Source organism: Rhabdobacter roseus (assembly GCF_014202275.1).
Classification (GTDB): domain Bacteria; phylum Bacteroidota; class Bacteroidia; order Cytophagales; family Spirosomataceae; genus Rhabdobacter; species Rhabdobacter roseus.
This window is the reverse complement of record NZ_JACHGF010000003.1, coordinates 744,908-757,355: the sequence shown is the minus strand read 5'-3', so window position 1 is coordinate 757,355 and position 12,448 is coordinate 744,908. Positions and strand designations below refer to the sequence as shown.

Sequence of the window (12,448 nt, the reverse complement as noted above, 5' to 3'; positions counted from 1 at the left end):
TACTTACAGGTACTTACAGGTACTTACAGGTACTTACAGGTACTTACAGGTACTTACAGGTACTTACAGGTACTTACAGGTACTTACAGGTACTTACAGGTACTTTACAAAGTACCCAGGGCGTGAAGTAGCGCTTCGATCTGCTCGGTGCTGGTAGCGGGGAAGTTGGCAATCCGAATCTGCGACGCTTTAAAATCACCGTACCCGCTTCCTACTACCAGGCCTTGGGCTTTCAGAGCCTGGATGACCTCCGCCGACGGCTGGGCCGTATTGGCTACCACGACTGTCTGCGAGCGGTGCCGGGCCTCCTGCACGAAGGGCGCGTAGGCGTCGTGCTGCTCCAAAAATTTGTACAGCAGTTTGGCCTTGTGCTCGGTCTCTTTCCGAATCGTATCCACGCCGACCCGGTTCATGTCTTCGGCTACTTTTCCCAGCGTATAAATCCCCATGACGTTGGGCGTCGACGGGGTTTCGTTGGTTTGGGCAAATTTCCACAGCGTAGGCAGGTCGTGGTGGGCACCGATGGTGAGGTTGTCGTACTTGCGCAGGCGCTGGGCTTTTTCCAGGCATTTTTCGCTCACAATCCACACGCCCAGGCCCGCGGGCAGGCCAAAGGCTTTTTGGACCGAAAAGAACGCCGTATCCACGAGCTTGAAGTCCAGGTCGGGGTAGGGCGCCGACGACACCATGTCCACGGCCACAAATTTACCGGGATGGCTGCGCTTGAGCTTATGGATGTCCGAGACGCGCATCTGCACGCCGCCGCTGGTTTCGTTGTGCGTGAGGGCAATCACCTCGGCGTAGTCGGGTACTTCCAGCTCGGTGGCGTCGAAGCCCTCACCGAGCGGTTTTTCTACCTTGTGGGCAAACTTGTGCAGCGCCTGGGCGTACTGATAAAACTTCTTGGAAAAAGATCCGTTGACCGCATGAAAGCTCTCGTGTTCCACGCAGTTGAGCAGGATGCGCTCCCAGGCTTCCGACGCCGACCCCAGAAAAAACACCTGGTGCGTGTCGGGGATGTTGAGCAAGGTACGGAGCTGCTCCACGGTGAAGCGGTGGAGGTCGCGGTAGGTTTGGCTGCGGTGCGAAACAGAACCCAGCTGCTGCTCCAGGAACGAGTGGACGTGCTGCGCAAAGGTAGGATACAGCGCGGCCGGACCGGGCGTGAAAAAGGTGTATTGCATAAAACCCCTAACGGGAAATCATAAAAAGTAGTAATGACAAAAAGCCGGATCAGGTACCTGGTTGATTGAAAACTAGTACAGCATCCGGAACCGGATGGTACCTTCGATGGCTTTCAATTCCTGCACAAACTCTTCCGAGTAGTTTTTAGCAATATCCACGATCACGTAGCCAATGTGCTCGTCGGTTTTGAGGTACTGGCCGGTGATGTTGATATTATAGTTGGCAAAAATACTGTTGAGCTTTGCCATAATCCCCGGCACGTTGTGGTGAATGTGCAGCAGCCGGTGCGAGGTACCTGGCTTGGGAAGCTGTACTTCGGGAAAATTGACGCTGCCGTAGGAGCTCCCGTTGTTGATGTACTCCAGCAGCTTGGCGGGTACGTAGTGGCCAATGTTCACCTGCGCTTCCTCGGTACTACCCCCGATGTGCGGCGTCAGGATCACGTTGGGCAGGCCTCTCAGCTCGCTTTCAAACGATTCATCGTTGGTTTTGGGCTCTTTCGGGAACACGTCCACGCCCGCTCCGGCTACGATGCCGCTTTCGATGGCCTCGCGCAGCGCCGGAATATCCACCACGTGGCCGCGGGCCAGGTTCATGAATATCACGCCCCTTTTCATGAGGTCAAATTCCCGCTTGCCAATCAGGTTGGTATTTTCCTTGCGGCCATCTACGTGCAGGCTTACCACGTCCGAAATCCGGAGGAGCTCTTCCAGGCTCTGTACCTTGCGGGCGTTGCCGATGGCAAGTTTATCCACCACGTCATAAAAATACACCTCCATCCCCAGCGCTTCGGCTACCACCGACAGCTGCGTGCCGATGTTGCCGTAGCCAACGAGCCCGAGTTTTTTACCACGTACCTCAAAACTACCCGTGGCGGATTTGTCCCAGTTGCCGACGTGCATCTGGTTGCTTTTGGGCACAATGTTCCGGATCAGCATGATCATCTCGCCCACGGCCAGCTCCACCACCGAGCGGGTGTTGCTGTAAGGCGCATTGAACACCACCACGCCGCGCCGGGCGGCCGTTTCGAGGTCAATCTGGTTGGTGCCGATGCAAAAGGCCCCGATGGCCATCAGGCGGTTGGCGCTCTCAAGTACCCGTTGGGTAATCTGGGTTTTGGAACGAATCCCGATGATCGAGACGTCCTTGATGCGCTCACAAAGTTCGTCTTCGTCGAGTGCGCCTTTCACAAATTCTACCTTGAAGCCTTCTATCTCAAAGGCCCGTACCGCGGCCGGGTGTACGTTTTCCAGCAAAAGTACCTTGATGCGACTCTTAGGATACGACTGGCTGCGGCTCAATTTATTATCGTACAGGAATTCATCCAGCGAAGCCGAGATATGGTCGGCTACCTGCGTGACGCGGGGCCGGGCAATGTTTTCGGTAAAAGCATAAAAACGGTTGGCCAGGCCCGCTTCGCGTAATTCGTAGTCGGTGTAGCCGTCGCCGATCACGTATACGTCGCCGGGGAGGCTGAGCGTGCGCAGCAGTTTTATTTTACCGCCGTCGGTAGACAGCACGTTGGTTTCGTCAATGCCGATGATGTGCCCCTGCTCGTCGAACCGGAACTCGTTGGCGTAGACGTGGTTGGGTAAAATACCTAGCTCAGTCACGATCGGGACGATGAATTCCTTAAAGCCACTCGATACAATAAAGATATGCTCGGCGTGGTCGGTCAGGAACGACTTATTGCGCTGAAACGAATCGGATATCTTGGTACGTAGAAATTCAACCAGCTGCTCAATGTGCGGACGCCCCGCCGACAGCAACTCGATGCGGCGGCGAAGCCCTTCGGCAAAGGACATCTCGCCGTTCATGCCTTTGTCGGTCAGGTCACGGATGTGTTGCACCACGGCATCACGCTCCGGATGACCGGCTAGCGCAATATGGGCCAGTTCGTCGAGCCCTTCCACCTTGGTGAAAGTACTGTCAAAATCGATAACGAAGTACGTGGGGGTAAGTGTTTGAGTCAGCATGCAGGAAAAGAAAAGCGAATGTCTGGTTTGGAACGGCCAGGTACCTTGCTCCGTGTAAAGCACACAAGTACCCGGATTCTTTGTGACAAAATTACAAATCGGAAAGGTACCTCACTAGAAATATTTTTTCTAAAAGACACAACTTGTTTTTGTCCAAAACAAAAGTAAAAATATTTAATGGAAGGAAGGGTGCTTTAAAAACTGGAGCGCCCGGGTTTCGGACCAGTAGGTGCCGTCGCGGGCGAGCCGAGCGGGGCGGAAGCCGCAGTGCCCACCGTGCAGCGTAAGCTCGAGCCACACGTTCGGCAGGTCGGCCATGAGGCTTTGGGGCAGGCTGTCGGCGGGTACGAGCGGGTCGTTGAGCGCATTAACAATGAGTGTAGGTACCTTGATGCCCTCCACAAAGTACTTGGCGCTGCACTGGGCGTAGTAGTGGTCGGCGCCGTCGAAACCGTGCAAAGCGGCGGTATAGATATGATCAAAATCGTAGAAAGACTTCACGCGGCGGTACTGCCGGAAGTCGATCTGGTCGGGGTAGTGCTTGCCTTTAAGCTCCACTTTGGGCCGTAAAGTACTCAGAAAGCGCCGCAGGTACACGCGGTTTTCGGCCCGTTCGATGGCCCGGCTACAGGCCAGGAGATCCATCGGTACACTGAAAACCACCACTTTCTCTACGGCCGGAGGCAGCAAACTACCCTGCTCGCCCACGTACTTGAGCGTAAGGTTGCCGCCCAGACTGAACCCCATGAGCTGAATGGACAAGTACCCCTTCTGGAGCGCGTGCTGCACCACCAGATCGAGGTCGTCGGTAGCACCGCTGTGGTAGAAGCGCAGCTGCTTGTTCATTTCGTCGCCGCAGCTGCGGTAGTTCCAGGCCAGGCAGTCGTAGCCCTGGCGCGTGAGCAGCCGCACCATGCCCAAAATGTACTGCCGGGTACTGTTGCCTTCCAGGCCGTGCGAGAGGATCACCAGCGGCGCGGGGCCGTTTCCCTGTGCAGTAGCGTAGGCCCAGTCCAGGTCGAGAAAGTCATCGTCGGGCGTCAGGATGCGCTCCCGGCGGTAGGGTACGTCGGTGATTTTACGAAAAAGCGCCGGGTAGATACTTTGGAAGTGACCGTTAGGGAGCCAAAAGGGCGGCTGGTGGTGATCGGTACGAAGCAGCGGCATTGAAGAATCAACAGAATGAGGTACTTGTGATTATTGTAAAGTACATGAAAAGTACCCGTTTCGTTCCCGGTTGTCGGCAGAAGCTCCTGCTTGGCGGCTTCCGTAGGATAGGAGCGCGCAGTAGGTACTTGCGGGAAAGCATTCAATTATTGATTTTTTTTAAAAATACGGGAAGAGTTCCAACCTCTGAACGGGTAAAAGGATCATACACAAGTATTACCAGTAGTTGACCATGAAAAAAGTACTTTTATTTTTAGTATTAATCAGCCTATTGCCCGGCTGTAAAAAAGACGAGCTGATGAGTGCCGATGAAATATCGCTGATTGGCAAGTGGAATTTAACCGAATTTTGCGTCAGCGCGGGGGCCGGACCCTGTGAAACCAAGTTTTCCACGGTAAGCTATGCGCAGACGGTTCAGTTTCAGAAAGACGGCTCCTTCATTCAGTCCGTACCCGAGCCCGGCAAATTCCAGACGCCCCTAATCAGTTCGGGACAGTACCGCCTCCTGAACCAGAGCCAGATCGAGCTGCAGTTCGACCAGGCTTCCAACCTAGAGTCCCGTACCGTCTGGACCTACGAGCTCGCGGGGAAGCGGCTGACGCTCTATCCGCTCTGTATCGAGGGTTGCTATTACACCTACGTAAAAACGAATTAGCGGGGCTAGTTCCGGCGCTTCCTTTCGGACTGCCGCATGGGCATGCCGTCGATGAGCCCGAAGAGCTCCTGGGTACTTACGGGTTCCGTTTTGCGCAGCTTGATCCCCGTATCCTTTCCAATCAAGAACACCCCAAAAGTACCCGGTTGGTACTGAAAACGGGCCTGAAGGTAGTTTCGATCGGGGGTACTTAGCGTATTTTCAAATAGCTCCACCAGTACCAGATCCCGCTCGTTCACGCCTGAACGGGCTTCGGTCCATATTTTTTTCTGCGCCAGGTACCTGGCGTCCGCCTCAGAAGGTGCGCAAAGTACCACCACCCGCTTTTTCCAGGCCAGCGCCGCTAGCTGCGCTTCCAGCTCCGGCGGCGCAGAAAGCGGTTGTAGCAAACTACCCACGAAAAGTACGGACCAGAGCCACATGGTTTAGTTCAGTTTTTGAGGTACTTACAAAAGATCCTCGCTGCGGTCTAGCAGCAAGATCGACGACTGGGGCACGATGACGTACTTTTCGTTGTCGTATTCCAGCTCAATGGCGTTGCGCTGGAGGTACAGCGCCAGGTCGCCTTCCTGCGCTTGCAGCGGCATGTACTTCACTTTTTCTTCGGTTTCTTTCCAGGGCTCGTCCTCGGCGGCCGTCGGAATGGGATAGCCCGGCCCTACTTTTACCACGTAGCCGCTCTGGATCTGTTCTTTTTCGGTTACCGTCGGCGGCAGGTACAGGCCGCTGGAGGTACGGTCACTAGGGTTTTTGGGCCGGATCAGGACCCGGTCGCCCACGATGATGAGGCGGCGTAAACGGTTATCGGAGGTTACTTCGTACATGGTATCAATGTCAATTGGGGGAAAATCGTTCGAAATTGCTTTTTCGTAAAAAAGGCTACGAAAAAATGATGCGAAGTACCCCCTTATGCCAAGATGGCAGGCTTAGAACTGGAAATAGATAAACTGGTTGGAGGTAAAAACGCCCAGAAAGTACGTCAGAAAAGCAATCAGGACCAGTAGCCCAAAGAACGTAGGGGTACTTTGGGTAGGAATTTTGAGGTAAAAATGCTCCTTGATTAACAAAAAAAGTATAAGTACCAGGCAGAACACAAACTCGGCAGTATTGAAGGGTATGCGCAAAGAGTCGCTCCAGGAAAGGGTGAAGATCCGTCCCAGAATCATGAACGCCTGCCCGACGGGCGCTTTGTCGTTTCGGAAAAAGACCCAGGTCAGCATTACCAGTCCGAAGGTAGCCAGGATGCTGAGGGTAGTGATCAGTAGGTTGTTAGGCAGCCGGATGGCTTTTTTTCGGAGCCACTTGTCGCGCAGGCCGCCCAGCACCGAGTACAGGCCGTGTAACCCGCCCCAGATCACGTAGTTCCAGCTGGCCCCGTGCCAGAGGCCGCTTACCAGAAACACCGTAAAAAGGTTGAGCTGGCGTCGGCCTTCGCCGCGGCGGTTGCCACCCAGTGGGATGTAGAGGTAGTCGCGAAACCAGGTGGAGAGCGAGATATGCCAGCGGCCCCAGAAGTCGGAAATGGAGCGGGCTTCGTAGGGGCGGTGGAAGTTTTCCATGAGCGTAAAGCCCATGACGCGCGCCGCGCCGATGGCGATGTCGGAGTAGCCCGAAAAGTCGCAGTAAATTTGGAAAGTAAAAAAGAAGGTAGCCACCAGCAGCGTGAGGCCATTGTGCTCGGTGGGGTTGTTGTAGGCGTAGTCTACCACCAGCGCCAGCCGGTCAGCAATGACTACTTTTTTAAAGAGCCCGAAGGCCATCTGCATGAGTCCTTCCTTGACCTGCTCGAAATCGTACTTGAAGTAGCTATGGTACTGAAAGAGCATGTTTTGCGGCCGCTCAATGGGCCCGGCCACCAGCTGCGGATAAAACATCACGTAGAGCGCGTAAATGCCAAAGTGCCGCTCGGCGGGCTGGTTGTGGCGGTACACCTCGATGGTGTAGCTCATGGCCTGAAACGTATGAAACGATAGCCCAATGGGCAGAATCACCTGTCCGGCGCCGTTGGTGAGCCACTCGGCTATGCGTGAGGGGATGAGCCCCCCCAGCGGCGGAATAAAGCCGCGCAAACCTACGGTAGTCAGGAGTTGATTGACGCTATCTTGCAAAAAATCATAGTACTTAAAAAAAGCCAGGATGCCGATGTTGGAGATCAGGCTAATAACCAGCAGCGCTTTTCGACGGCGCTGGTCGGACGCTTTTTCAATCCAGATACCGGCGAAGTAGTCGATCACGATGGTCCCGAACAGCACCAGCAGGTAGATCGGCTTGAAGACCATGTAAAAGTAGCAGCTCGCCGCCAGTAGCAACATCCACCGTCCCCGCCACGACAGGCTGAAGTACGCCAGCGTCACCACCGCAAAGAAAATCAGAAACTGAATGGAATTAAAAAGCATTGGCTTAGACGTACTCGCGGTTGACGATCTCTTCTTTTATGATGAACAAAGGACGATTTTTGGCCTGAAAGAAAATACGAAGTACGTACTCGCCGATGATACCCAGCGCTAGGAGCTGCACGCCACTGAACAAAATAATGACGAAGAGCAGCGCCGTAAAGCCTTCGATGACCCCTGTAATGAAAAAGCGTTTGATGAGAACCACGATCAGGTAGATCAACGCGACGGTAATGGCGGTGGCTCCGGAATAAGTCATGAATTTGATGGGAAATTCACTGAAATTGAAGATACCGTTGTAGGCCAGCCGCAGCAGCTGCTTAAAGGAATACTTGGACTCGCCCGCAATGCGCCCGTCGCGCTCGTATTCAAACCCGATTTGCTTAAAGCCAATCCAGGAGCGCATGCCCCGCAAGTACCTACTCTCTTCGGGCATTTTGATCAGGACATCGGCCACGCGGCGGCTAATGAGCGCAAAATCACCGCTATCCAGCGGAATATCGACGTAGGAGATGGATTGCAGGAGGCGGTAGAAGAGGTAGTAACCGGTGCGCTTGGCCATGTTTTCCTTGCGCTTGCGCCGCACGGCGTACACCACGTCGTTGCCTTCCTGGAAGAGCCGGTAAAAATCCGGCAGCAGCTCGGGCGGGTCTTGCAGGTCGCCGTCGATGATGAAGAGCGCCTCGGTACCCCGCGCGGCGGCAATGCCCGCCGAAAGCGCCAGCTGGTGGCCGTGGTTGCGGGAGAGAAACACCCCGTGGTAGCGGTCGTCTGTGAGGGCAAGCTGCCGAATCAGGTAGGCGGTATTGTCGCGGCTACCGTCGTCGATCAGCACTACCTCGATGGATAGCGGCAGGCGGTCCATGAGCGCGTTGAGCCTTTCGATCAGGTGCGGCAAGGATTCCGACTCGTTGTAGAGAGGGGCTACGATGGAGAGCTGGGGCGTTTTCAAAGAGGTGTGCAGTTTGTTGGTTTTAAGTGTTTAATTAGGTCGAGTGATTTCCAGACTACGTACAATCCCGCCTTGAGTACTTCCGTCCCGGATTTTGAAAAAGCCTACTTCGTAGGTACCTGGCGCAATGGCGGCGCGGGGTATTTCGATTTTCATGCCTTCTTCGTAGCGAATAAACGGATTCCGGCCCATGTATAAATTCTGATTCATTTTGAAGGGATAGAAGTTTTCCTGGTTTCGCAAGAAAACGTAGGTACCGTCGTCGTCCGCTAGAGACGTGTTCCAGCCCCGGGGCTCCTGGATCAGAATTATATCCTCAAGTACCTCCGTCTGAATGTCGTCCGGCTGCGCGTAGGGGGTACTTAGTTCTAGCATGGCGTTGAAATACCCGTCGAACTCCCTGGGGTAGGTGTAAATGCCGCGTTGGGTTACGTCCTTCATGAGGTCGTCGGTATACTGGGCGGCCTCTGATCCGGGTTGAAAGCCCAGCCCGAAGGCATGGTGCTCCTGGTTGTAGGCCGACACCAGCAGGTTTTTTCGGCGCTCAATAATACCTGGGAGGTAATGCAGCATGCTCATGGCCCAAATGCCCATACTCAGCACCAGTGCTGCTTGTACGCCTTTTTTCTGCCGGGTACCTGAGTAGGTACCATTGAGCCAGGCCAGGTAGCACGTAATCAGGAACAGCGCCGGGTAAATCTTATAATTACTCACCACCATTACCATAAACCCAAACCGGGGCCTAAGAAAGCCGATGATGGCGGCGTTAGCCAGCAGAAAAAACAACAGACCGAGGGTGAAATCCCGCAGTACGGGACGCTGCGCGCTGGAGGTACCTAGCTTGCTCAGCCAGCCGGGTACTTGGAGGTTTTTCCCGAAATTGTTCCTAATCCAGGGCAAAACCAGGCCCAGCAACCATGCAAGTACCCCCGTCATCAGGACGATCGCTACCAGAATGGGCACGGCCGTACGTACTTCGATCGACCGTTCGGGGGCAAAATCAAAGAGCCCGCCCAGGAAAGCAAAAAAGCCCAGAAACGACAGATGCGGGTGCTGCATAAAAAAAGAAATGCTTTCCTCATTGCCCTGGGTTTCCATGCCCCGAAAATAAAGTACCCCCGAAACCAGCGCGGTACCCACCCAGGCGGCCAGGTACCTGTATTGGGAACGCAGCAGCAGGATGGCCACGCCGCCCGTCCAGACGAAGAGGCCGCTGCTCATAGCAAAACTGGCACATACGGCCGCCAAGATAGCCCAGCCCAGGCGGTTGCGGGCCAGCAGGTACATGCTCAGGCACACAAAGAAAACCACCGGCTGATGCTGAAGCCCACAGATGGCCCACAGGAAAATCATGCTAGGCTGGAGCTGGAAAAGCAGGAACGCGGCGGGGATGAAGTACCAGGCGGGAAACGCGCTCTCTTGAAAAACCCGCCACAGGATCCAGAAAGTACCCATGGTAAAAAAGGCCCCCGCTACGTGCAGAAACGTAAAATTGAGGGATTGGGTAAAGGAAAAGTACCCTGCCGTGAGTAGCTTAGCAAAGACCATCCGGTGTTCGTTATTGGCTTTGATCAAGAGCTGCCAATGTTGTCCGAGGCTCTCCGCAGCTAGCCATTGGCGAAGAAAATCTGGGAAGACCTCGAAGTCGTCGAACCAGGGCACATTTATGGAGTAGCGCAGCAGTACGTACCACCAGAAAATTAGTGGCAACGCCAGGGCTATTCCCGTAAGTAGTTTCCGGTAGGGCTTCATTCGGTCGTGGGCTTTTCGAGTAGGTGGATGGTTTGTTTGCCAAAGTACCCGGCGGTACATTTATTCCACCAGTGGCTTTCGCTTTTTTCAATATCGCCCACAAACAGCGACGGCGGGCGGTGCTGGATGGCGGGTAGGTACACTTCACTGGCTTCCGTTTGCTTGATAAGCGCGTAGCGGGCGTACATTTCACGGTCGAAGGCCGCCGCTCCGCCCCGCAGCCAGTCGGTGTAGAGCATGCGTACCTGCGGACTTCGGTAAAACGATAGCGCCACCAGCAACGCCAGCACCACGCATACCCCAACGTAGAGTAGGGGCGGGAAGGCAAAGGTTCTTTTTTGGGCTAAATAATGAAAAACTACCCCCACTAAATAAAACCATCCCACCAGAAAGAAGAAGTACACGCAGTTGATCACCCGGAGGGTAGGCTCGATGCCAATGCCGTAGTACGATGGAAACAACTGCGCCGAAAGTACCCCTACGTAGAGAAGCAGCACGTACAGCGGAGGTACCGCAAAGTACGTACGGGCCTGAGGAGCCATGCGCGAAAGTACCAGCAGCCATACCACCGAGAAGAGCAGCAACGGTGTCCGGGTGATCCACTCGATGCTTAGCACGATGAGTTTCCGGAACGAAGAAAGTGCCGAAGCCACCACGTTGCCGCTGAGGGGATTGCCACCCAGGCGGGCTTCGTTGCCGGGGGCCGAAAAGAAAAGGTAGCAGGAAAAAACCGCCACGACCACCATGCCGAGCATGAAGGCGTCCCAGCGCCGTTGGAAAAGTACCCGGTACCCGCACCAACCCGCCAGCAGCAGCATGATCACCAGCAGGTTGGTTTCGCTGCTACCGATGGTGGCAAACAGTAAAAAACCAGCGAACAGGGCCGTAAGCCAACGCATGAGGGACGTTTCGAGCCGGTACCAGCGCAGCACCACCACGATCCAGCAGAGGGTGAGTAGGGTAGGTACCGTGTAGGTGACGAAGGCGGCCATCCAGTAGTAGGCCTCGGCCACGCTGGGTATTTTGAGCAGGTACAAAAAGAAAATGACCCCGGCAAAGCCCGCGTGCGCCCAGCGCGAGAGCGTGGGCGTCAGCTGGCGCGCCAGCCAGTACAAAGCCCCGACGGTACCCGCGAGTAGTACGACAGGAAGTACCTTGAAGCCCTCGATCCAATGAAAAAGCAGGGGGTTGGAGTGGTTGAGCAGAATGCCAAAGTACCTACCCGTCCAGCCGGTGTAGTAGTAGTTCATGGCCTCCAGCCAGCCATATTTAAAAACCGTATCGATGTAACAGTAGTCGTCGACGGGCGAGGGATGGTTGTAGTAGGAAAGTGCCAGCAGTGGCAGCATGACGCTACCCAATAAGAGGAGGTTGATCCAGTTGCCGACGGCTCTGTATTTTCTGTAAAAATCAATCATGAATTACTTTTTCGATGATATAACGAGGGCGCGCCTTGACCTCTTCGTAGATCTTGCCAATGTACTCGCCGATGAGCCCCAGCGCCACCATGTTTGACCCGCTAAAAAACGTAACCGGCAGCAGGGTGGAGGTCCAGCCCGGTACGGTGTAGCCAAACAGATACGAAGTTAAAATGTAGGTAACGATGAGCAGGGCCACCAGAAAATTGATGAAACCAAAGTACAGTACCAGGCGCATCGGGAAAGTAGAAAACGAGGTGATGCCGTTCCAGGCAAAAAGTACCATTTTGTGCAAAGGGTACTTCGTCTCGCCGGCCAGGCGCTCAAGGCGTTTGTAAAAAACTTTTTCGCTCTGAAAACCGATCAGCGGCACCACTCCGCGCAGGAAGAGGTTTACTTCCCGAAAATTACCCAGCTCCTGAAGTACCCGGCGGTCCATGAGCCGGAAGTCGGCGTGGTTAAATACCACCGGTACGCCCATTTTCTGCATGACGCGGTAAAAGCCTTCGGCCGTAGCGCGCTTGAACCGGCTGTCGGAGCTCCGGTCGTTGCGAACGCCGTACACAATCCGGGCCCCCTCGCGGTGGCGCTCCAGCATGGCAGTGATGGCGTGGATGTCGTCCTGAAGGTCGGCGTCGATGGTAATGAAGCAGTCAAAATCATCGACGTGGTGCTCCAGCCCCGCCATGATGGCGCTCTGGTGGCCGAAGTTACGCGAGAGCTTCACTCCGATCACCACCGGGTCTTTTTGCCCGAGCTCTTCGATGATCTCCCAGGTACGGTCGCGGCTACCGTCGTTGACGAAGCATAGTTTACTGTCCGGAGCAATGAGCCCGCTGGCCATGATTCCGGTGTAGTACTCCCGCAGCGTGGCAAAGGTATGGTGCAGAATGGCTTCTTCGTTGTAGCAGGGAATAACCAGAAGTAAACGCGGAGGTTTCATGGACGCT

At 54.8% G+C, this 12,448-nt stretch carries 11 protein-coding genes; 1 reads left to right on the top strand and 10 read right to left on the bottom strand.

Features of this window, described 5'->3' with window-relative positions:
• Positions 1 to 104: 104 nt before the first annotated feature.
• From HNQ92_RS13075 to HNQ92_RS13065, 3 genes are all read right to left on the bottom strand, one after another.
• Positions 105 to 1,184, bottom strand: a complete 1,080-nt coding sequence (locus HNQ92_RS13075; protein ID WP_184174461.1) for an aminotransferase class V-fold PLP-dependent enzyme — start codon at positions 1,182 to 1,184, stop codon at positions 105 to 107.
• A 72-nt stretch (positions 1,185 to 1,256) separates the two neighbouring features.
• A complete protein-coding gene (serA, locus tag HNQ92_RS13070) occupies positions 1,257 to 3,161 on the bottom strand; it encodes a phosphoglycerate dehydrogenase (RefSeq protein WP_184174460.1) in 1,905 nt (634 codons plus the stop codon).
• Between the two features lie 174 nt (positions 3,162 to 3,335).
• Positions 3,336 to 4,328, bottom strand: coding sequence for a YheT family hydrolase (locus tag HNQ92_RS13065; RefSeq protein WP_184174459.1), 993 nt, complete (start codon positions 4,326 to 4,328; stop codon positions 3,336 to 3,338).
• Positions 4,329 to 4,560: 232 nt separating this feature from the next.
• On the opposite strand from HNQ92_RS13065, the gene HNQ92_RS13060 reads away from it, so the two are divergent.
• Positions 4,561 to 4,983 (top strand): hypothetical protein, encoded by a 423-nt coding sequence (locus HNQ92_RS13060; RefSeq protein ID WP_184174458.1) that lies wholly within the window; start codon positions 4,561 to 4,563, stop codon positions 4,981 to 4,983.
• 5 nt (positions 4,984 to 4,988) lie between these two features.
• Here HNQ92_RS13060 and HNQ92_RS13055 read toward each other — a convergent pair whose 3' ends face one another.
• The 7 genes from HNQ92_RS13055 to HNQ92_RS13025 form a co-directional block, all read right to left on the bottom strand.
• Entirely contained in the window at positions 4,989 to 5,405 is a 417-nt protein-coding gene (locus HNQ92_RS13055; RefSeq protein WP_184174457.1) for a DUF4174 domain-containing protein, read from the bottom strand.
• A 24-nt stretch (positions 5,406 to 5,429) separates the two neighbouring features.
• Complete coding sequence (locus HNQ92_RS13050) at positions 5,430 to 5,807, bottom strand: co-chaperone GroES (RefSeq protein ID WP_184174456.1); 378 nt, start codon at positions 5,805 to 5,807, stop codon at positions 5,430 to 5,432.
• 102 nt (positions 5,808 to 5,909) lie between these two features.
• Entirely contained in the window at positions 5,910 to 7,379 is a 1,470-nt protein-coding gene (locus tag HNQ92_RS13045) for an MBOAT family O-acyltransferase (protein WP_184174455.1), read from the bottom strand.
• Positions 7,380 to 7,383: 4 nt separating this feature from the next.
• Positions 7,384 to 8,328 (bottom strand): glycosyltransferase family 2 protein, encoded by a 945-nt coding sequence (locus HNQ92_RS13040; protein ID WP_184174454.1) that lies wholly within the window; start codon positions 8,326 to 8,328, stop codon positions 7,384 to 7,386.
• A 30-nt stretch (positions 8,329 to 8,358) separates the two neighbouring features.
• Complete coding sequence (locus HNQ92_RS13035; protein ID WP_246440052.1) at positions 8,359 to 10,080, bottom strand: hypothetical protein; 1,722 nt, start codon at positions 10,078 to 10,080, stop codon at positions 8,359 to 8,361.
• A complete protein-coding gene (locus HNQ92_RS13030) occupies positions 10,077 to 11,498 on the bottom strand; it encodes a DUF6056 family protein (RefSeq protein WP_184174453.1) in 1,422 nt (473 codons plus the stop codon). The genes HNQ92_RS13035 and HNQ92_RS13030 overlap by 4 nt, the downstream gene beginning before the upstream one ends.
• Positions 11,491 to 12,441 (bottom strand): glycosyltransferase family 2 protein, encoded by a 951-nt coding sequence (locus tag HNQ92_RS13025; RefSeq protein WP_184174452.1) that lies wholly within the window; start codon positions 12,439 to 12,441, stop codon positions 11,491 to 11,493. Before HNQ92_RS13025 ends, HNQ92_RS13030 begins: the two co-directional genes overlap by 8 nt.
• Positions 12,442 to 12,448: the final 7 nt, after the last annotated feature.

Bases quoted from the DNA above. Each gene is read 5' to 3' on its own strand.
- HNQ92_RS13035 (WP_246440052.1), bottom strand. From the start codon at position 10,080: ATGAAGCCCTACCGGAAACTACTTACGGGAATAGCCCTGGCGTTGCCA.
- HNQ92_RS13060 (WP_184174458.1), top strand. From the start codon at position 4,561: ATGAAAAAAGTACTTTTATTTTTAGTATTAATCAGCCTATTGCCCGGC.
- HNQ92_RS13055 (WP_184174457.1), bottom strand. From the start codon at position 5,405: ATGTGGCTCTGGTCCGTACTTTTCGTGGGTAGTTTGCTACAACCGCTT.
- HNQ92_RS13075 (WP_184174461.1), bottom strand. From the start codon at position 1,184: ATGCAATACACCTTTTTCACGCCCGGTCCGGCCGCGCTGTATCCTACC.
- HNQ92_RS13025 (WP_184174452.1), bottom strand. From the start codon at position 12,441: ATGAAACCTCCGCGTTTACTTCTGGTTATTCCCTGCTACAACGAAGAA.
- HNQ92_RS13045 (WP_184174455.1), bottom strand. From the start codon at position 7,379: ATGCTTTTTAATTCCATTCAGTTTCTGATTTTCTTTGCGGTGGTGACG.
- HNQ92_RS13065 (WP_184174459.1), bottom strand. From the start codon at position 4,328: ATGCCGCTGCTTCGTACCGATCACCACCAGCCGCCCTTTTGGCTCCCT.
- HNQ92_RS13030 (WP_184174453.1), bottom strand. From the start codon at position 11,498: ATGATTGATTTTTACAGAAAATACAGAGCCGTCGGCAACTGGATCAAC.
- HNQ92_RS13050 (WP_184174456.1), bottom strand. From the start codon at position 5,807: ATGTACGAAGTAACCTCCGATAACCGTTTACGCCGCCTCATCATCGTG.
- serA (WP_184174460.1), bottom strand. From the start codon at position 3,161: ATGCTGACTCAAACACTTACCCCCACGTACTTCGTTATCGATTTTGAC.